Here is a 21,261-nt window from a genome sequence, read left to right on the forward strand (position 1 = left end):
TCGTTCCGTCACTCAGCAATCCGGTTCCTTACGCAGAAAACCGGTGCGCTTGTACCGGGGCATTTTTAGGCGCGAAAACCGTCCGCTAGGTTTGTCAGCATACCGCTGTTAGCAACTTCCTGTGAGTCAGAATCTCTATTGGTAAAGCATTAACCGCAAACTTCCATGAAAACGATCGCAAGTCTCTCACTCCTTTTGGGAGCCCTGACAACCACATGCGCACAGGACTTCCGGACCTTGCCACCTGTGGAGCAGCCCGGTGTGGAAGAAACCGCCTATTTCGGGGACCAGCATCCCGGTTTTTCGTCCCGAATCGTCCCGGACTCCGTTGCTGTGCGGCTGGTTGTCAGTTTTCTGAACGACCTGATGGAAGGGCGGTTTGAAGCCGCCCGTGACCGAATTGCGAGCGATTTTCAGGCTTTTGGGCCCGGACTTCACGATTTTCTGGTACTTGACGAACTGTTTACCCAATGGGAATGCAACGGACGACTGTTTACAAGTCAGGAACTCAGTATTGAAGACAGACAGGTTGTCACCGTCGCGACGGGCGAGCGGCATGGGCAGTGGGTCTTTTTGAAAGCAGTCTGGTCGGCACGGGACAAGCGCAGCCAGGGCAAAGCCGTTCGGATACCTTTCTTCGAACTCGCGCAGGTATGCGACGGTCGAATTCAACGGACTTACATCAGCTACGGCAATGATCAGCTTTTTTACGATTTCGGTTTTTCGCTGTATTCCTCCGGATTCGCACTGACTCAGAAGCGCTAACAAACTTCCGTTCACCACAACTTCCTCACCGCAGCCATGAAAACGATTTTACTCCTTCTATTTTCGTCCGTAACCTTCACCCAGCTCCGGGCACAAACGACGCTCAGCGGGTCGGTGCAGGACAAGGCGGGCAAACCGCTTCCCTTTGCCAGCGTGGCCCTGCTCAACGACCGTGATTCGAGCCTTGCCAAAGGAACCACCTGTGATGCCCAAGGATTGTACACGTTCGAGAACGTCCGGGCCGGGCAGTATCGGGTGCGCGTGACAGCCCTTGGCTACCTAAAAACGCATTCTGCCGCCGTGGTCGTAGAGAACGAACCCGTCGACCTGCCCGCCCTGATCCTGTCTGAAGCGCCGGGCCAACTGGCGGAGGTGCAGGTGACGGCCAAAAAACCGTTCGTCGAGCAGCAGATCGACCGACTGGTGGTCAACGTGGCACAAAGTATCGTGGGCAGCGGGAGCACGGCGCTGGAAGTGCTTGAAAAATCCCCTGGCGTCACGGTCGACTACCAGAACGAGCGGCTGCAACTGCGCGGCAAAGACGGGGTGACTGTCCAGATTGACGGGCGGCAGACCTACCTGTCTCAGCAGGATGTCATGGCGCTGCTGCGGTCGATGTCGAGCGACAACATCGAAACGGTGGAGTTGATTACCAATCCCGGTGCCCGGTACGACGCGGCCGGTAATTCGGGAATCATCAATATTCGACTCAAAAAAAACGCGAATCGCGGCACCAACGGTACAGTCTCTGTCGCCGGTGGCACGGGCCGGTTTGATCGGGAGCGAGGTAGCCTTCAACTGAATCACCGCCAGGGAAAGCTGAATCTGTTTGGGGCCTACAGCCTGAACCGGGGCGGAAACTACTGGGACTTCTGGATGGACCGCGACCAGTCTGACCCGGTTTCGGAGAACCCCCATCGACGCAACCTGATCGGCCAGACCACCTACCTGCGGTTTCTCGATCTGGGACAAAACGCCAAAGCCGGGCTGGATTTTTCGCCTACGAAACGGACCACCCTTGGTCTGGTCTGGACAGGTTTGTGGAGCAACCACCAGGAGCGTGGCCCCGCCGATGCCGTATTTCGGCGCACGGAATCCGGGCCGGCTTATCTGCGAACGCATACCGAGAAAACGCAGGATATCTCTAGCCAGAGCCAGGTGGGTAACCTGAATGTGCAACACTCGTTCGGCGAAAGGCGGGGTGAACTAACGGCCGACTTCGACCTGGGTAATTTCAGTCGTCAATACGGCAATCAACTGCTGACGGAAGTGCTGGAGGGCTCAGATGGCGTTATGACACCGGCCGGAGGCTTGTTGCTGTCGCAGCCGACGACCATTCGCATCCGTACCGCCAAAGCCGATTACAGTCGCCCCTTGTCAACCCGTTGGAAGCTGGAAACGGGCCTGAAAACGGCGATGGTCCGAACAGATAATGATCTGCGCGTAAGCCTGGGTACGGTAGCGGAGGGGCGGTTGGGTCAATTGCCGCCGGATCCCGGCCAGTCGAACCGGTTTCAGTACACCGAGCGCATCCGGGCGGCTTACCTGAACACCTCCGGGAAACTGGGGGAAAAAACCGACGTTCAGGTCGGACTGCGGGTTGAACATACGAAGTCGGTCGGCCAGTCGCTGACGTTGAACCAGCGCGTGGAGCGGAAGTACCTGAAGTGGTTTCCGAGTCTGTTCCTGAGTCGGCCGCTGGCAAAAAACCAGACGCTGACCGTCTCTTACAGCTACCGCATCGACCGCCCGAACTACCAGAACCTGAACCCGGCCCGGGGGTACGTTGACCCGTTTGCCTTTTACCAGGGCAACCCGTACCTGAAACCGCAGCTTACCCATTCGGCGGAAGTCCGGTATGGCCTGAAAAACGATGTATTCGCGTCGCTAGCCTACAGCCACACCACCGATTTGATGTTTTTCACGATTCACCCGCTGGATGGCAACAAGACGTATGTCACCTTTGAAAACCTGGGTCTGATGCGGGGTTACACGCTGACGCTGGGCATTCCGCTGACGGTCAGGAAAGGCTGGCAGTTGCAGACCAACTGGCTGGGCTATTACAACCGCTTTCAATACGACTATGAAGGGCAACGACTGCACGTCCGGAACGTGTCGGGCCGGATCAATGCCAATAACGCCTTGACCCTAGGCAGGGGCTGGACGGCCGAAATGACCGGTTGGGTCAACACGCCCGCCTTAAACGGCATCTGGCGGCAGGCCTGGCAGGGCTCGCTGGATGCCGGAGTTCAGAAAACCGTCAATACCCGGCTGAAAGTGAAGATAAGCGTACAGGATTTATTGCACACCAATCAGTTCATCTCTGCCATCAACGTAGCCGATTACCGGTCGACAGGGCGAATCCGGTTCGACACCCGGATGGTGTTGCTGAATCTGACCTACAGCTTCGGCAACCAGCAGCTCAAAAGCGAACGACAGCGACGCACAGCCTCCGAAGACGAAACCCGGCGAACCAATTGAAGGATAGAGTGGATTTACTGTTTCGAATTCGTTTGGGTAGCTGACGGGCCTTCACGCGTCTTCCTTCAACACCTTCAAAAACTTCAGACTCCCCGAATTATACACCGGTACAAAACCGTGCGCGGGCAGTTCCGCTTCCGTCAGGCCGTCGGGAAGGTGGTGGGGGTAAAACCGCTGCCACTCACCCGGCCGCACCCAGAACGTCTGCGGTTCGGTGGCTTCCCGTTGTTCAAAACCGAGTTTCTGATAACTCCGGCCGTCGGACCAGTCGCGGTCGGCGTAGGTCATGATGTCGTCGGGCCGCACGTCCGTCGTGAAGGCCTTCAGCAGTTTATCCAGCCCACCGACCACCGTGCAATTCCAATGATTGGCAAACCGGACCAGTTCGACGGAACGGCAGGGCGTTCCGTTGCGGACCATCGTGCGAGGATGGCTAAATGTAGCCACAGCCACCAGCAATTCGGGGTCGCTGGCATGTTCGCCCAGAAAACCGGGTGACAGAACGCGGAAATAGCGGGCGGGCAGAAACAAGCCGTATTTGTATTTCGATTGGGTAACCACCTGCAAATGATGCTCCTCTAAAAACCGGGCGGTGGTGGGTCGGTCGATGCGCCGAACCTCGGTCAGCCGGGCCGGAATCCGTTCGGAAACGCCCGCCAGCGCCCGGAGCCGCGACAGCACAATAGCCGGTTTTTGCTGCCAGACATCCTCCCAAAGGTGAATCAGCCGCCAGCCCCGGGCGGTATACAAATCCGAAAGGCGTTGGAAAAACAACCAGGCCTCCGTTTGTCGCTGCCATTCCGGGTAAGTCCTGAAATCGATGCAATGCAGGAGCGTAGCGGTGTTTCCTATTTGCCACAATGTAAATGGGGTTGGGTCGAGGGCAGGAAAAGGTACCAGCAAAAGACAGCCGGAAAGGTGCTCCCGGAGATCGTCAGGAAAATTTATGGATAGAAGAGCCAACGGTTTATGCTAAAAAACAGTCTTGTAAAGTGAAGTAGACCAGGATATAACACGAATAGTCGAAAATATAAATATACTTGTTAACTTGATCTGGTTTAACTAATCCTAAACTTATAAGCTGGCTTCTTTCCCTGATGGATCGTTTCGTACGATGGCTTGTTTTATTCCTTAGCCCGATTTGTACTCTTTGTGCGCAAAGTGTAACGCCGGATACCACGTTCCGGGAGCAGGCCGTCCGTTTTGCCCATACCCGGTACGTTAGCGCGACGTCCGAACAGGCGCGTTTATACAACGGGGCCGAATACGTCGGTCACCGGCTGACCATCAAGGGGCATCCGTACCTGGATTCGCTCTGGCAGGTCGGCTCGATTACCTACGACGGAGTCGTGTACGATAACATTCGGCTGCTCTATGACTTGGTCGATGATGTCGTGGTGGTGCCGCACAGTGATAGTGTCTATCGAGTTCAACTGCAAGGTATCAAAGTCAATCGGTTTTCGACTCCCAACCACACGGTGGTGCGAATCGTGAGCGATTCAATCCGGAATGTAGGCTTGCGGACCGGTTTTTATGACCAGCTTTACGACGGCCGCTCCCGGGTGCTGGCCCGGCGCGTCAAAACGATCCGGACCGAACTGGCTCAAAATGCCGTCAAGGAAGAGTACCTCAGCAACACCAGTTATTACGTCGGCAAAAACGGGCGGTTTTATCCCGTAAAAAGCAAGCGGTCGGTGCTGACTCTACTGGCGGATCAGAAAAAAGCACTCCGCAGGTACCTCCGCGAAAACCGCATTAAATTTGCCAGAAACCGCGAAACTGCAATTGTTAACCTCACGAAACAGTACGACGCATTATCTCGTTAACTATGCCGAATTTTTATCGAGCCTCCTTTTTGTTGGCCTGTTTTGTGTTTTCGCTGACGACCGGTTTTGGGCAACCGGCCGATAAGCCGGTTCGCGGACCGTTTACCGGTCTTTCGTTCGAGCAGTTTGCACGGGAAGTGGAAAACCAGACCAGCTACCGGTTTTTCTACAACCCGAAAAACGTCGATAGCGTCCGGGTAACGTACGAAAACCGCACTCCGCAACCCCTGCCAACCGTGCTGCGGCAGGTGCTGGAAGGTACCAGCCTGTTTTACGCGGTGGATGCCCAAAAGCGGGTTTTTATCACGCCCGAGCGCGCCATTCAGACCGAGTTGCCGATCGGTTTCTTCGACCGGGGTAGTAGTACCGAAGCCGATACCGGCGTGGTGGATTACCTGGCGGGAAAGGAAAAACGGCGGCTGACGCTCGAAACCAGCCTGTTCAACATCGGCCGACGCACGAATCCGATCCGGTCGGGCAACGCGAATCTGGCGGGCCATATCCGCAATGCCGCGTCGGGCGAACCGGTGATTGGCGTGGCGGTGTACATCGACAAACCACGCATCGGCGTTGTCACGGATCAATTTGGCTATTACTCGATTACGCTCCCGCGCGGGCGTCACGAACTCCGGATTCGGGGCATCGGCATGAAGGACACCCGGCGGCAGGTGATGCTATATTCCGAAGGCAAGCTGGACATTGAGATGGAGGAAGATGTGATTGCGCTTAAGGAAGTGGTGATCGAGGCCGAAAAGGATGTGAATGTTTCGGGCCTGCAAATGGGCCTCGAACGACTGGATATCCGGACACTCCGGCAGGTTCCGACGGCCTTCGGCGAAGCCGACTTATTGAAAGTGGTGCTGACCCTGCCGGGCGTCAAATCGGTGGGCGAAAGCAACGTGGGCCTGAACGTGCGGGGTGGTTCGACCGATCAGAACCTGATTCTGTACAATGACGCAACGATTTATAACCCCTCACACCTGTTCGGTTTTTTCTCGGCGTTCAATCCCGATATGATCAAAACTGTCGAGTTGTACAAGAGCGGAATTCCGTCGCGCTACGGCGGGCGGCTGTCGTCGGTGCTGGAAGTGACGACCCGCGACGGCAACAAGAAAAAACTTTCGGGCTCGGGTGGGATCGGTGTTCTGACGGGGCGGCTGACGCTGGAAGGCCCAATTGTCAAAGAGAAATCATCGTTTCTGATCGGGGCGCGGTCGACGTATTCCGACTGGTTGTTGAATAGCCTGAAAAACCAGGCGTTCCGCAACAGTCGGGCATCTTTTTACGACCTGAACGCGCACATTACCCACGAATTCAGCGAAAAAAACACGATTTACCTCACCGGGTATTACAGTCAGGACGCGTTCCGGCTCAACAGCGATACCCTTTACCAGTACAACAACCAGAACGCGTCACTGAAGTGGAAGCACATTTTCAACCCCAAACTGTATAGCGTGCTCACGGCCAGCACGAGCCAGTACAAGTATTCGGTTGCCAGCGAGCAGAACCCGGTGAATGCCTACCGCCTGGCGTTTCAGGTCGATCAGTCGACGTTTAAAACCGACTTTAATTACTACCCGACGGCCAAACACACGCTGGACTTTGGCGTCAGTACGAACCTGTACAAACTCCGTCCGGGCTCTTTCCAGCCGCTGGGCGGGGAGTCGCTGGTCCGGCCGGATGTGGTCTCGACCGAGCAGGCGCTGGAAAGTGCGGTGTACATCGGCGACCGGTTTGACATTTCGCCCCGGCTGTCGATCCACTTCGGATTGCGATATTCGCTCTTCAATTACCTCGGCCCGAAAGACATTTACGTGTATCCAAACGGCGTCCCGAAAACGGAAACCAACATTGTCGATACCCTTTCGTACGGTGCCGGGAAGAACATCCAGACCTACCACGGACCGGAATACCGAATTTCAGCCCGGTATGCGTTTACGCCGGATGCATCGATCAAGGTCAGTTTCAACCGGATGCGGCAATACCTGCACATGCTGTCGAACACCACGGCCATGGCCCCGACCGACATCTGGAAGCTCAGCGACCCGAACATCCTGCCCCAGGTCGGCGACCAATTTTCGCTGGGCTTGTACAAGAATTTCAAGAACAACACCATCGAAACCTCCGTGGAAGCGTATTACAAAACCATGCAAAACGTGCTGGATTTTCGGAGCGGAGCCACGCTCATCATGAACCACCACCCGGAGACGGAAGTGGTTCGGGCCGAAGGCATGGCCTACGGGGTCGAGTTTTTGATCAAGAAACTGACCGGTCGGTTCAACGGCTGGCTGAGTTACACGTATTCCCGCACGTTTTTGCGCGTCGACCGGAGTGTGCCGCAGGAAATCATCAATCGGGGCGAGTATTATCCGAGCAATTTCGACAAACCGCACGATGCAACCTGGGTCGGTAACTACCGCATCAACCGCCGGTTCAGCATCTCGCTCAACTTCACCTACAGCACAGGTCGCCCCATCACGCTGCCCTTGGCGAAATACGAACTTGGCGGAACGCAGCGGGTTTTCTATTCCGAGCGGAACCAGTACCGGATTCCGGACTACTACCGCTCCGATCTGTCGCTCAACATCGAAGGAAACCACAAGATCAAGAAGCTGGCGCACAGCTCCTGGACCGTGGCCGTGTACAACCTGACGGGTCGCCGGAATGCCTATTCGGTTTATTTTACGTCGATCGACGGGAACGTTCGTGGCTACAAGCTGTCGATTTTCGGGCAGGCGATTCCGACGATCACTTACAATTTCAAGTTTTGAGAAAGCATGAAAAAATATTTCTATATCCTTGTCGCGTTATGGATCGGTAGCTGCGTCGATCCGTACCGTCCGCCCGCGGTGGAGGCTCCCAACACCTATTTGGTGGTCGATGGGTTTCTGAACGGGTCCGGAGCGAGCACGATTCGGCTGTCGCGCACTCAGAATTTGTTGGAAGGGCAAAAACCGCCGGTCGAAACGAAGGCGACCATCCGGGTGGAGGGCCAAACCGGCGGCAGTCAGGCGTTTACCGACAAAGGCGACGGAACTTATACATTGACGGAGGGGAATCTGCAATTCGGGCAGAGCTACCGGGTGCGCATTCGTACCGCCAACGGCCGGGAATATTTGTCGGACTACGTGACCATCAAACGAACGCCACAAATCGACAGTGTGACCTGGTATCCGGGAGCCGACGGGGTGCAGTTTGAAGTAACCACCCATGATCCGACGAACAATACCAAATACTACCGCTGGGAATATGAAGAGACCTGGGAATATTACACGGCTTTTTATTCGGTGGTCGACTATGTCAACAAAAACTTTGTCTATCGGTCGGAAAACATCAACCATTGCTGGCGGTCGAATAACTCGACGGGCATTTTTGTGAGCTCATCCGTGAAACTGACGCAGGATGTGATCAACAAATACCCGCTGGTATACGTCTCGCACGTTGCGTCAAACCGGCTGCGGGTACGGTATAGCTTGCTGGTGAAGCAGTATGCCCTGACCGCTGAAGCATACGAATACTGGGAAAATCTGCGCAAAAACACCGAGAACCTGGGGTCACTATTCGATCCGCAGCCGTTTCAGGTGCTTGGCAACATCCGCAGCGTGACAGACCCCAACGAGCCGGTGGTGGGTTATCTGAGCGGTTATTCGGTGGAAGAAAAGCGGATTTTCGTTGCATCGTCGCAACTGCCGCCCTGGCGGATTCCGAGCGGCTATGAATCGTGCGTGCCGGACTCGTTGCCGCTCGTAGCAACCCGCGAAAAACCGTCGGCCTTTGAAATGGCCGAACTGGGTTACGTTCCCATCGATGAGCTTCGCCCCCCGAACGGTGGTCCGGTTTTGGGCTACCGAATGAGTTCGGCCTTTTGCGTCGACTGCCGGACCGTGGGAACCAACGTCAAACCGAGTTTTTGGTAAAACGGCATGGAGCGTTTCAGACAAATGAACTTTATCAGAAAAACCGTACAGGCGCTGGCTGTTTTGTGGATGACCCTCTCGGGGTCGGTTCGGGCGCAGCACGATGCGCCGAATTCGATCCGGCAACCCCTAGAAGCTTACCGAAACCGGGCGTTGCAGGAAAAGCTGTTTGTGCATGTCGACCGCTCGTTCTACGTAGCCGGCGAACTGCTGTGGTTCAAAATCAACTACGTCGATGGCACGTTTCACCAGCCGCTGGCCTTGAGCAAAATCGCGTACCTGGAAGTGATCGACCGCGAAAACCGCCCGGTTTTGCAAACCAAGGTGTCCCTGGCCGAAGGCGGAGGAAGCGGTTCGCTGTTTCTGCCGACTACGCTGGCATCGGGTCATTACCTGGTGCGGGCGTATACCAACTGGATGAAGAATTTCAGCCCCGACTATTTCTTCGAAAAACCGGTTACGATTGTCAATTCGTTTCGCAAACTCGAATTGCCGATCCTGAAAGATACGCTGGCCTACGACGTGCAGTTTTTCCCGGAAGGCGGATACCTGGTGCGAAATTTGCCCGGGACGGTGGCTTTCAAAGCTGTCGGGAGCGACGGGAAAGGCGCTGATTTACAGGGTGTTGTTCTTGATCAGAACAACGACACCGTTGCCCGCTTCCGGCCATTAAGGGTTGGCATGGGGCGGTTTTCGCTGACGCCTGCCGACGGAAAACAATACCGGGCGGTTTTAACCGATATGCGCGGCCGGGCCTTCACGCGGCCGTTACCGACCGTTCAGGAACAGGGCTACACGATGCAGGTCGAGGAAGCGGCAAACAGCCAGCTTCGGATTACTGTTCGGGCCAGTGTTCCGGGAACTTCGGCAGTTTACCTGCTGACCCACACCCGAATGGCCGCTATTCAGGCTATGCAACAACCGTTGCAGAACAATACGGCTTCGTTTCTGATCGATAAAAAAACACTGGGCGAGGGCATTTCGCACCTGACAGTTTTCGACGCCAGCCGGAAGCCGGTTTGCGAACGGCTGTATTTCAAACGACCGGAACGGCGGCTGGCGATAGAGGTTAAAAACACGAACGGAGCGTTATCGACCCGCGAGAAAGCGACGTTTGAACTGAGCACAACGGATGAAACCGGAAAACCGGCTTCAGCGAGTCTTTCCGTGGCGGTGTATCAGCTCGATTCGCTATCGACAAACGAATCCGGTGATGTGCTGAGCTATCTGCTGCTGACCTCCGATCTGCGGGGGGCGGTCGAATCCGCCGACTACTACCTGACGGCCCAGGGAACCGATGTCGCCGAAGCGACTGACAACCTGATGCTGACGCAGGGCTGGCGCCGGTTTCGCTGGGAAGATGTGCTAAAGACGAACGCCTTATCGTTCGAACATATTCCCGAAGTGAACGGTCATTTGATTCGCGGCCGGATCAGCCATTCCACGACGGGGCGGCCGGGCCGTACCCTGAGTGCGTACCTGTCGGTGCCGGGCAAACACATTTTGCTGTACGGTTCGCGGTCGGATGCGGAGGGGCGGATTCAATTTGAAATGAAAGACTTTTTTGGTCCAAAGGATATTGTGGCGCAGCTTAATCCGCGCGATAGCCTGTTCCGGATCGAGTTGCAGAACCCGTTTTCGGAGCGGTTTTCGGCCACCCGGTTACCGGTTTTTGACTTCACGCCCACACTGCAGGAGTCGTTGCTGGCCCACAGCGTTCCGATGCAGGTTCAGAATGCGTATTACCGCGAAAACCTGGTTCGGTACCGGATGCCAACGGTCGATAGTGTTGCGTTTTACGGAAAACCGGACGAAAGCTACCGGCTGGATGATTTCACCCGCTTCCCGGTTATGGAAGAAGTCTTCCGCGAGTATGTTCCGGGCGTGATGGCCCGCAAGCGTCGGGATGGCTATCACATCAGTCTATTTGATTTGCCGCACAAGCAATTTATGGAGAGCGATCCGCTGGCCCTGCTCGATGGCGTGCCGATTTTCGACATGAACAAAGTCATGGCCATCGACCCGAGGAAAGTGCAGAAGCTGGACGTGATGACGCGCCATTATATTCTCGGACCGCTGGTATTCGATGGTATCATCAGCTTCACGACCTACAAAGGCGACCTGGCCGGATACCGCCCCGACGCCAAAGCCTTGCTGGCTGATTACGAAGGGCTTCAACTCCCGCGCGAGTTTTACGCTCCTCGGTATGAAACCGCGCAGCAGGCCAACAGCCGGATGCCGGACCTTCGGACGCTACTGTACTGGAACCCTTCGCTGAAAACCGACGCCCAGGGCCGGGCACAACTCGATTTTTACACCTCCGACCAGGCCGGGCGGTTTCGGGTGGTTGTCAACGGCCTAACGCCCGACGGCCGGGCGGGCAGCCAGCAAAGCCTGTTTGAAGTTGCGAATGTGATTAAATAAAATCGTCAGACAAGCTCGATTTTGCCCAGTTTTTCGCGCTCCGACCAGTCGATTTTTTCGGAGCCGGTATTTTCGAGCAGGTGGTTGATGAACGTGGCAATGCGGGTGGGCACGTAGCCGGTCGCCGTGTTGTCGATCAGCGAAATCTTGCGTTTGACAAACCGGCCCACGGGCGATTTGTCGGCCAGTTCGAACAGGAAGTTGGTTTTGGTGATGCTGTTATTGAAAAAATACGGATTGCTGCCGGTGATGTAATTGATCAGAACAAGCCGCGACGACGACTGTTTGACCACCGCGTGCAGCCGGATTTGCTTTTGCTCATCGAGGTAAACGCCCAAATCCACTTTTTCTTTCGGAAAAACCGTTTGCAGAAAGTCGTTGGCCGACCGCCGGAACTGCTCTTTCACTTCGCGTTCTTCGCGTTCGACAAACTCAATTTCCGCCGTGCTGACCATCGCGGCAATAAAGCTCGACAGGTCGAAGACCAGCGACGGAACGGCAATGGGCGTAATCGTTTTTTTGTAAAAATACGTCTTCTGGCTCGGCCCCTTGATCTCCTTGATGCCGAAGGCGTTGAAATAATGGTGGGCGATTTTCCGGAAAGCGTCGTCTTCCAGATTAAACGTGTTGTCGTAAAAACCGTTGTCGAGCCAGCCGCCGTCGGAAACGATGTATTCGTCGTCTTTATAAGAAAGAAAAACGGAAATGAATTTTTGGGAAGTCGTGGTGTAAGGCGTGATGATTTCCAGCGACTTCCCGCGCTCCTTGAACGTCCAGAGCTGGCCGAAAGCGTGTTTGATGTCGTTATAGATCTCTTCGAAAACCATCACAAAAACAAAACCGTTGAATTGGGATCTTTCTGGGTTACGTGCAGCGGGAGCGCGTTGGGCAATACCCGAACGAGCGGGAATTCGTCGTCACGCAGGTTTAGTTTGGCCTCCTGGCAAAAATAAACCATGTTCCGGTTAATTGCGTTGGCGGGGTCCGGTTCTTTCCCGGGAGCTTCGGGCTCCGGTTTGTAGGTAACAGCCGCGCCCTGCTGGTTAAACCGGTTGAAATGGGGCGTCGTGATGCGCTGCTCGGCCAGCGGAACAGCCTCGTCGGCATTGCGGTGGGCACAGCCGTCGCTGTGAAACTGAAAAAATGGCTCGTCGCTCAATTCGGCACACCGTAGCTCAAACAGATAAAAATCGTGGTCCGTGCTTCGGACCCGCACCGCCAGTGTAATCTCGGCGTCGAGGTCGCTGTGGGTGACGTGGGTTTTGCCTTCCAGAAACGGAACATTTCCGGCGACTTTCACCACATCGACCGCGTCCCGGAGCACGTATTTATGCTCCCGCAGCAGTTTCCGATAAAAACCGTACTTGCTCCGAATCACTGGTACGACAGACATTGCTAATCGTGGTTAATCCTGAAAAAGAGGAAAAGGCGACAGGTAAGTAAGCAAAAGAATTTGAGAAAGCGGAGTATTTGCCGAAAATTAATGCTTTTAAGAAGCGTAAAGTTATTGTAGTGACAACGTTGGGAACATGGGTAAATTACCGGTTGGGGGCCAAAAAAGAAGTCGTTGGTTCGGGTATATAGCAGTTATTTGGCTAGCGCTGGCGGGGGAGAAGCTGGTTTGGGCGCAACCTGCCCGAACCGGACAACTCGAGGTAGTCGTGACGGCGGGCACGACCAACCCAACGCCTGTGCGGGTGCGCCTAACCCAAAAAGGCCGGGTTGTGAAGACGCTGCCGAACGAAGCCATCGGCGTCATGTATGGGTTGTGGGACCATGCCGACGGCTACGGTTTTCAGCCGGATAGCTCGTTTTACGTCGATGGCCGGTTTCGGTTGGCCTTGCCGCCCGGAACCTACCAGCTTGCGTTGTCGAAAGGTCCGGAGTTTCTGGATCAGCAGCACCAGATCGTTGTTCTGGCCGGAAAACCGCAGAAAAAAACGTACCGCCTGGCGCGCTGGATCGACATGGCGGCCCGGGGCTGGTATTCGACCGACGGCCACATTCACATCCGGCGTTCCCCGCGCGAAGACCCGCTGCTGATGAGTTGGTTACAGGCCGAAGACGTGCGTGTGGGCGTGCTGCTGCGCATGGGCGACTTCTGGGAGACGTATTACCCGCAGTACGCGTTTGGCGAATCGGGTGTTTACCGACGGGACAATTACCTGCTCGTTTCGGGACAGGAAGATCCCCGAACGCCCGAACTCGGCCACGCGCTGGGCTACGGTGCGTCGGACAAGGTGCGGTTTTCGAAAGAGTATTACCATTATGATACGGTTTTTGATAAACTCCACGAGTTGGGCGGACTGACGGGCTACGCGCACCACGCCGAAACCTTCCACGGCTACCGGGGCCTGACCCTCGACGGCCTGCGGGGTAAGGTCGATGTGCTCGAAATCCTGCAATACTGCGTCGACGAAACGCCGTTACGCACGGTTCATTACTACCACTTGCTCGATCTGGGTTTTCCGGTGACGGCTACGGCCGGTTCCGACTTTCCGTGGTGCGGGCAGGACCACGGCCACGGCCCGCCCGAGCGTTCGGCGCGGATCGGTAACGCCCGGTTTTATGTTTATACCGATGGACCGCTGACTAACCAGTCGTGGAAAACCGGTTTGAAAGCGGGAAACACGTTTGCCACCAGCGGACCGATGCTGGATTTGCGCGTTAACGACGCCCGGCCCGGCGACCGGCTGAATCTGAAAAAAGGTAACAAACTGGTGATTGCAGCCACGGCCTTCGGTCATGCCAGTCAGGTGCCGCTGGACCGGATTGAACTGATCGGTCACGGGAAAATGCTGGCGAGTGTTCGGAATGATGAACCGGGGCAATCGGCCAGTCAACTGACGCTGAAACTGAACCTAGATACCCTGACGCGCGGCATCTGGCTGGCTGTGCGGTGCTTCGCCGGTCCGCAGCAGGCGGCCCACACAACGCCGGTTTACGTGACCGTCGACGGGAGCGGTTTTCACAATCCAGCCACCGCTGACCGGTACTTGGAGCTGAGCGAAGGTTACCTGCGGGAAATTGAGCAGGAGATGGAAAAGGAGAGTCAGAACCCGGAAATGCGGTTATGGTATTACAAAAAAGGCCTGAAAACCCGCATCGCTGAAACGCGCGAGGTGATCGAAGGGTTGAAGAAGCGGTTGAAATGATAACCCTAAATCCCCTGAAGGGGACTTTTGCATCCAAATAAAGCTGTTTCCAAGTTTCCTTCAGGGGATTTAGGGGTTAACCTTATTTATTCCCCCGAACCACTAACATCCCTTTTGTCCAGCGGATCAATTCGTTGAGCATGAGCTGAGCGGCTTTGTTGCTGGATTCGGTTGGCACAAATTCTTCTTCTTCGGTGATGAACTGATCGAAGAACGGTAGGTGAACAGCTTCGAACAGCGGCACCACTTTCAGGGCGATCAGGTCAGCTTTCAGGCTGGTGGCGGCCCGGGTTCCGGCCGAAATGCCGCCGTAGCTGACAATCCCCGCAGCTTTATAAGCCCACTCCTGCACCAGGTATTGCAGCGCATTTTTCAACGGCGCCGGGTAGCTGTGGTCGTATTCGGCGGTGACGAACAGAAAGGCGTCGGCTTCGTCAATGGTCACGCTCCATTTTTTGGTGTGCTCGTGCTGGTACTGCTTCAGGCGCGGGTGTGCGGCTTCATTCATGAACGGCAGGTTGATTTCCGCCAGATCGAGTACCTCAACGTTAAAACCGCCGTGTTGCCGGGCTAATTCTGTGATCCAGGCCACCACCAGCGGGCCTTTTCGGCTCGGCCGGACAGTCGAGTTAATGATTTTCAGGTTGTACATGCTAGAACTAACTGGGTTCGTTGAACGGGGCTTCGTGCCGACTTATTCCGCCAAATCGGGGTCAAAACTGCCAGACCGTGTTCTTTCCTGAACGCCCGCCAACCGGCAAATGTTCTCGGCTTGCCCCAATGACCACCTTGCCGAAAAAAGCAGAAGCCTTCCAAACGAACGTTGGAAGGCTTCCGGTAATCCTGGTCTTGCTGTTGTTCAGCTTATTGCTGTTGCTGGTGGGCCTGCATGAGTTTCATGGCGAGGTCTTCCGAGACGCCGACGGCCGAGAAACCGCCATCGTGGTAGAGATTCTGCATGGTCACCATGCGGCTCAGGTCGCTGAAGAGCGTGACGATGTAGCTGGCGCAATCTTCGGCGGTGGCGTTGCCGAGCGGAGACATCAACTGGGCGTATTCGTAGAACACATCAAACCCGCCGATGCCCGCACCGGCCGTCGTGACCGTCGGCGACTGCGACACGGTATTGACTCGCACGTTTTTCAGCTTGCCGTACCGGTAGCCGTAGCCCCGGGCGATGGATTCGAGCATGGCTTTGGCGTCGGCCATGTCGGTGTAGAATGCAAACGTCCGCTGGGCGGCAATGTAGCTCAACGCCACGATGGAACCCCACTCGTTGATGGCGTCCAGTTTTTCGGCGGTTTGCATCATTTTGTGGAACGAAAGTGCCGAAATATCGAGGCTTTTCTGATACCACTCGTAATTCATATCGCCATAGGGGCGGTTTTTGCGGATGTTCGGGCTCATGCCGATCGAGTGCAGCACGAAGTCGATTTTACCACCCAATATATCGATGGATTTCGTGTACAGGTTTTCAATGTCTTCCACCGACGTGGCATCGGCGGGAATGATTTCAGCTTCGCACTGCTCGGCCAGTTGCTTGATGGCTCCCATCCGCATTGCGAGCGGGGCGTTGGTGAGCGTAAAGGTAGCGCCTTCTTCTTTCGCCTTCAGGGCTACTTTCCAGGCGATGGATTTTTCGTCCAATGCACCCGTAATGATTCCTCGCTTGCCTTTCAATAATCCGTAAGCCATGAATTAAGTTGCTTTGATTCGGTGATCGTGTCCATTCAGAAGAGGGCAAAGTTAAGAATTAAGTATTTTCTTTTCCGGAATGCCCTAATATTCTTTAATATCCATCCGGATGCGCCATTCTTTCGGTAAATAATTGTTGACCCGGTTGCCGACGCCCTTGAGCCAGCCCAAATTCAGCCCTTCATACCGGGCAAGCAGCCAGCCTTTCACCGGTTTATCGAGCACCAGGTTTTCTTTTTTAAAAAACCGCATCGCTTCTTCCCGGGTCAGGTCGATGGCCGGAAGGTTTTCGGCGATGGCCGTACTGAGCGCAAGGGCGTGTGCCGGAATGAAGTCGTCACCCTTGAACGTACCCATTTCCAGCCCAAATCCTTTGTTGTGTAAAGCCGAATCCAGCACGCGCAGCTCGGCCGAAATGGCTTCCGGGATGGCGTACACGTCGCCATTCGGTTTGACGTAAAAAGAAAACGCCTTTGGGTTCTTCAGGTAGGAAAGAAGCGTTTTCTGCTGCCAGTTCGGAACCGGTTTCATCGACCGGAATGCCCGGGGAACGGCCATCTCCGGGCTGGAGCGCTGTTTCTTTTTAAAGACACTCAGAAAAAAGCCTTCGCCCTGCACCCGGTTTGGGTAACACTGGTAACCGACGGCTTTTCCGGCCGTTTTTTCGACCACGCCCCAGGCGTCGGGCAGGTCGAGCGATAACGGTTCAAAGCCCTGCTCACTCAACCAGGCCGCATTGTTCAAATTTTCCTCCTCATTATACGTACAGGTGCTGTAGCAGAGCAGGCCGTCGTCGCACAGCAGGGGGGCCGCTGCGGTCAGAATCCGTTGCTGGCGGGCCGCGCAAATCCGCACGTTGTCTTCCGACCATTCGAGCATGGCCTCCGGATCTTTTCGAAACAGGCCCTCGCCCGAGCAGGGCGCATCGACCAGCGCCAGATCGAAAAAACCGTTCAGTGCTCTGAAATCTTCCGGGTCGTGGTTGCTGATGGCCACATTCGGCAGCCCCCATTTCTCCAGGTTTTCCCGCAAAACCGGCACCCGGCTCCGAATCACCTCGTTGCAAACCAGCAGGCTGTCGGGTGTCAGGAGCGAAGCCAGCAAGGTGCTTTTGCCACCGGGCGCGGCACACAGATCGAGCACGCGCAGCGGACGCTGTAACCGGGCGGTTTGTCCCAGGGCTTCGGCCAGCAGCATCGACGAGGCTTCCTGCACATAGAAGGCTCCGGCCTGAAACAGCGGATCGAGTGTGAAAACCGGTCGCGTTGGCAAATAAAAACCGGCGGAGCACCACGGTACCGAATGCAGCCCGTTGGTCGGCAAAACCGGCTTTTGCGGATTGACCCGGATGCTGACCGGGGGCGGTTGCTGCAGGGCATCCAGAAATGCCGGATACTCAGCGCCCAGTTGCTGGTGCATCCGTTGGCGGAAGGCAGTCGGTAAGGTCGTTTCGGTCATGGTGTAAAGTTACTTTACAAAGTGAGTTGTCCCATTCAATCAGATTTCAATGTCCAAAAAGTCAATTCGTGAAAGAAGGTTAGGTTCAAACATAATCCGCTGACTACGAATATGTTAGTGTTTATTTTTGCTTGTTTTTATATAGTTTCATTTCCCGGTTCTGTCTAATTAATAGGTGTTTATAGCGGTGTATATACATATTGACAAAAGAATGTTTTGTTGTAACTTCATTCTACCATTTAGTAACTCTGTTTAGTGAATGGAGAGTAGTTTCATTAACCTAAGCTAAAAACATGTTTAAACGTTTACTGATTGCCTCATTGTGCCTGATCGGTACAGTCGGCATCGCCTTTTCCCAGACGCGTTCGATTTCCGGGAAGGTGACTTCAGCCGAGGATAGCTCTCCGCTTCCCGGCGTCAACATCGTTGTGAAAGGAACTTCCCGAGGGGCTACGACGAACACGAACGGCGAATACACACTCAGTGTAGACAACAACGCCGGAACACTGACTTTCTCATTTATCGGTTTTAAAACGACGGACGTTTCAATTGGCAACCGTTCCGTCGTGGATGTGGTGCTGCAACCCGACGCATCAACACTTCAGGAAGTTGTGATAACCGCCCTCGGTATTTCGCGCGAGAAGAAAGCCCTGAACTACGCCGTGCAGGAACTGAAACAGGAAAAACTGAACATCGCCCGTGACCCGAACGTGGCTAATGCCCTGGCCGGTAAAATCGCCGGGGTGCAGGTGTTGGGGCAGTCGGGGGCCAAATTCGGTAGCCCCAGCATCCGGATTCGTGGGGTCAACTCGCTGACCGGTGGTGATCCGCTGTACGTCGTAGATGGTACGCCGACGGATGTGAGCCAAGTCAATATGGATGATGTCGAAAACCTGTCGGTGCTGAAAGGGCCTTCGGCAACGGCCTTGTACGGAAACCGGGCCTCGGCGGGGGTTATCGTCATTACGACCAAGCGCGCCAAAGCCGGAGAAACCAAGTTGGATATCAACCACAGCACCACGCTCGATATGGTGGGCATGCTGCCTGATTACCAGAACGAATACGGCGGGGGCTATTCGCAGGAGTGGATGACGTTTGAATACGATCCAGCACTTCACCCGGCTTCCTGGGCTTCGTTCAACGGACAAAAAATTCTGGATTATGCCGCCGATGAAAGCTGGGGGCCGCGTCTCGACGGTTCTCCACACCGCTCGGCGTTTTCGTGGCAGCAAGGCCCGCAGTTCGGTCAGTTGACGCCTTACTCGGCCAACCCGAACAATGTGCGTGACTTTTTTGCCAAGCCGATCAGCAACAACACCAACATTGCGTTCTCGCGCGGAACCGAAGCGTTCCAGAGCCGGATTTCCTACACGCACATCATCAACAACGGGATTGTACCGAATTCGTCGCAAACCCGCGACTTTGTGAGCGCCAAAAATACGATCCGGTTTGGCAGTAAGCTGTCGGCCAACCTGAACATCAACTACACGGCATTTCAGACCCAAAACCTGCCCGCCGACCGGTATGGTTCATCAGGAGGGACAACGCCTTCAAACAGCCCACTTGGTATTTCCAACGCGACTCTCAATGGCTACAACCAGACCGTGGGCCAGTTCAACCAGTGGTTTCAGCGCCAGTTGAGCATTGACGATCTGCGGAACTACAAAAATCCCGATGGTACGTTTCGGAGCTGGAACATCGGTGGCCCCACCGATCCCCGTCCGAAATACTGGGACAGCCCGTACACGCAGGTCTATGAGAATACGAACAGCAACCGCAGCGATCGTTTGTTCGGAGATATTGGTTTGACGTACGAAATCACGCCGTTTCTGAAAGCTTCGGCGACGGTTCGGCGTGATCAGAACTACTTCACGCAGGAATCGCGCGTGGCGCAGGGAACGCTGAATGCTGGCGGCTTGGGAGCCTATGCTACTTTCGGAGCCAGTGCGCGCGAGAACAACTACGAAGCGCTGGTGAGCTACAACCAGGATATTGCCGACTGGTCGGTCGTTGCCAACGTCGGGGGAAACATCCGCTACAACCGCATCGATGGTCAGTTCCAGGCCACCGTCGGGGGGCTTTCAGCACCGAATTTCTACAACATCTCGGCTTCAATCGACCGGCCGGTGGCCCAAAATTACCTGTTCGAGCGGCAGGTAAACAGTTTGTTTGGAAACGTGAGCTTAGGCTACAAAGACTTCGTTTTTGTGGAAGGATCAATCCGGAACGACTGGGCTTCTACGCTGCCGAAAGCGAACAATTCGTACCTGTATCCTTCTCTGTCGGCCGGGTTGGTGTTCTCGGAATTGATTCCGCAGAACAGCATTTTGTCGTACGGAAAAATCCGGGCGGGTTATGCACAGGTGGGTACGGACGTAGGGCCTTACCAGACGTCACTGGCGTATAATTCCGGTACGCCGTATTCAAACAATGCAACCCTGTTTTTGCCGGGTACGCTGCCCAATGCCAACCTTCAGCCGGGTCTGTCGTCGTCGTACGAAGGTGGGATTGATCTGCGTTTCCTGAACAACCGGATCGGGGTTGAGTTTACGGCCTATCGCAACGATAACAAAAATCAGATCATTCCGGTACCCGTAACGCCGACGAGCGGTTACACCAACGCGGTGATCAACGCCGGGTTGATCCGTACGACGGGTCTGGAACTGCACATCAACGCCGTGCCGGTTCGCTCGGCTTCCGGTTTCACCTGGGAGTTCGACATCAACCTCGACCGCAACCGGTCGGAAGTCGTCAAATTGCAAGATGGGTTGACCAACTACCAGATTGACGGCCCGCAGTGGCGGACACTAACCCTGAACGCCCGTGAAGGCAAAGAATGGGGAATGCTGGTTGGTCAGGGCATCAAGAAAGACGCCAACGGGAACCGGATGGTGTACGGAAGCGGTCCGAACGCCGGTTTGTACATCAAGGAAGAAAACGTCGAGCTGGGTTCGGTGCTGCCGAAATTCAAAGGAGGCTGGTTGAATACCCTGGCCTATAAAGGCTTGTCGTTGCGGATCAACGCCGACTTCATTGCCGGGGGTAAGTTCTTCTCAACGACCAAGATGTTCAACAACTACTCGGGTCTGGGTGCCGAAACCGCCGGTTTGAACGAACTCGGCAATCCAAAGCGGGATGATCCGGCCAGCGGTGGCGGTATTCTGCTGGAAGGAGTCACCGAAGATGGCCAGCCGAACACGACCCGCGTTGATGCGCAGACGCTGTACTCCGGCTGGTTGTTTGCCCTGAACGAATACTGGATTTACAACAAATCGTACATCAAACTGCGCGAGATTTCGGTAGGCTACAACCTGCCCAAAAGCCTGCTGGGAAGATGGGTTAAATCGGCAAACGTTTCGCTCATTGCCCGGAACCCTTTGCTGATTTACAGTGCCATTGGTGGCGGTATCGACATCTCCGAATCCGAAACGCTGTGGTACGAAGGTGGTCAGTTGCCGCCGGTACGCTCGTTCGGGGTAAACCTGCGTTTAGGCTTCTAAAAAATGTGGAAGCGACGGATAAAAATAGCTCAAATAAACG

At 55.1% G+C, this 21,261-nt stretch carries 14 protein-coding genes; 8 read left to right on the top strand and 6 right to left on the bottom strand.

The window, feature by feature from the left end; translation table 11 throughout:
* The first annotated feature begins 165 nt into the window (after positions 1-165).
* On the top strand, positions 166-765 hold the full coding sequence (locus ACO2Q8_RS10265; protein WP_423344711.1) for a hypothetical protein: 600 nt from the start codon (positions 166-168) through the stop codon (positions 763-765).
* A 36-nt stretch (positions 766-801) separates the two neighbouring features.
* Positions 802-3,246: an outer membrane beta-barrel protein gene (locus ACO2Q8_RS10270; RefSeq protein ID WP_423344712.1), complete on the top strand. Its 2,445-nt coding sequence runs from the start codon at positions 802-804 to the stop codon at positions 3,244-3,246.
* A 51-nt stretch (positions 3,247-3,297) separates the two neighbouring features.
* On the opposite strand, the gene ACO2Q8_RS10275 is transcribed toward ACO2Q8_RS10270, so the two are convergent.
* The gene (locus ACO2Q8_RS10275) at positions 3,298-4,107 is read right to left on the bottom strand and encodes a hypothetical protein (RefSeq protein ID WP_423344713.1); all 810 of its coding nucleotides are present in this window, start codon (positions 4,105-4,107) and stop codon (positions 3,298-3,300) included.
* A 236-nt stretch (positions 4,108-4,343) separates the two neighbouring features.
* On the opposite strand from ACO2Q8_RS10275, the gene ACO2Q8_RS10280 reads away from it, so the two are divergent.
* From ACO2Q8_RS10280 to ACO2Q8_RS10295, 4 genes are read left to right on the top strand one after another with little or no spacing between them, the layout of a single operon-like run.
* Positions 4,344-5,072, top strand: coding sequence for a hypothetical protein (locus tag ACO2Q8_RS10280; RefSeq protein WP_423344714.1), 729 nt, complete (start codon positions 4,344-4,346; stop codon positions 5,070-5,072).
* Between the two features lie 2 nt (positions 5,073-5,074).
* The gene (locus ACO2Q8_RS10285) at positions 5,075-7,843 is read left to right on the top strand and encodes a TonB-dependent receptor (protein ID WP_423344715.1); all 2,769 of its coding nucleotides are present in this window, start codon (positions 5,075-5,077) and stop codon (positions 7,841-7,843) included.
* Positions 7,844-7,849: 6 nt separating this feature from the next.
* A complete protein-coding gene (locus ACO2Q8_RS10290; protein ID WP_423344716.1) occupies positions 7,850-8,989 on the top strand; it encodes a DUF4249 domain-containing protein in 1,140 nt (379 codons plus the stop codon).
* 24 nt (positions 8,990-9,013) lie between these two features.
* Positions 9,014-11,413: a hypothetical protein gene (locus ACO2Q8_RS10295; protein ID WP_423344717.1), complete on the top strand. Its 2,400-nt coding sequence runs from the start codon at positions 9,014-9,016 to the stop codon at positions 11,411-11,413.
* Positions 11,414-11,418: 5 nt separating this feature from the next.
* On the opposite strand, the gene ACO2Q8_RS10300 is transcribed toward ACO2Q8_RS10295, so the two are convergent.
* Both ACO2Q8_RS10300 and ACO2Q8_RS10305 read right to left on the bottom strand, forming a co-directional pair.
* Positions 11,419-12,240, bottom strand: coding sequence for a hypothetical protein (locus ACO2Q8_RS10300; protein ID WP_423344718.1), 822 nt, complete (start codon positions 12,238-12,240; stop codon positions 11,419-11,421).
* A complete protein-coding gene (locus ACO2Q8_RS10305; RefSeq protein WP_423344719.1) occupies positions 12,240-12,806 on the bottom strand; it encodes a hypothetical protein in 567 nt (188 codons plus the stop codon). The genes ACO2Q8_RS10300 and ACO2Q8_RS10305 overlap by 1 nt, the downstream gene beginning before the upstream one ends.
* Before the next feature lie 136 nt (positions 12,807-12,942).
* On the opposite strand from ACO2Q8_RS10305, the gene ACO2Q8_RS10310 reads away from it, so the two are divergent.
* The gene (locus ACO2Q8_RS10310; protein WP_423344720.1) at positions 12,943-14,568 is read left to right on the top strand and encodes a CehA/McbA family metallohydrolase; all 1,626 of its coding nucleotides are present in this window, start codon (positions 12,943-12,945) and stop codon (positions 14,566-14,568) included.
* Between the two features lie 82 nt (positions 14,569-14,650).
* Here the strand turns inward: ACO2Q8_RS10310 and ACO2Q8_RS10315 are convergent, their stop codons facing one another.
* From ACO2Q8_RS10315 to ACO2Q8_RS10325, 3 genes are all read right to left on the bottom strand, one after another.
* Positions 14,651-15,220, bottom strand: coding sequence for an NADPH-dependent FMN reductase (locus ACO2Q8_RS10315; RefSeq protein ID WP_423344721.1), 570 nt, complete (start codon positions 15,218-15,220; stop codon positions 14,651-14,653).
* Between the two features lie 212 nt (positions 15,221-15,432).
* Entirely contained in the window at positions 15,433-16,263 is an 831-nt protein-coding gene (locus ACO2Q8_RS10320; protein ID WP_423344722.1) for an enoyl-ACP reductase FabI, read from the bottom strand.
* A gap of 84 nt (positions 16,264-16,347) precedes the next feature.
* Positions 16,348-17,721: a methyltransferase RsmF C-terminal domain-like protein gene (locus ACO2Q8_RS10325; protein WP_423344723.1), complete on the bottom strand. Its 1,374-nt coding sequence runs from the start codon at positions 17,719-17,721 to the stop codon at positions 16,348-16,350.
* A 293-nt stretch (positions 17,722-18,014) separates the two neighbouring features.
* Between ACO2Q8_RS10325 and ACO2Q8_RS10330 the strand changes: the two genes are divergently transcribed.
* Positions 18,015-21,221 (top strand): SusC/RagA family TonB-linked outer membrane protein, encoded by a 3,207-nt coding sequence (locus ACO2Q8_RS10330; RefSeq protein WP_423344724.1) that lies wholly within the window; start codon positions 18,015-18,017, stop codon positions 21,219-21,221.
* Positions 21,222-21,261: the final 40 nt, after the last annotated feature.

The organism is Larkinella sp. VNQ87, assembly GCF_049445795.1.
Taxonomy (GTDB): Bacteria; Bacteroidota; Bacteroidia; order Cytophagales; family Spirosomataceae; genus Larkinella.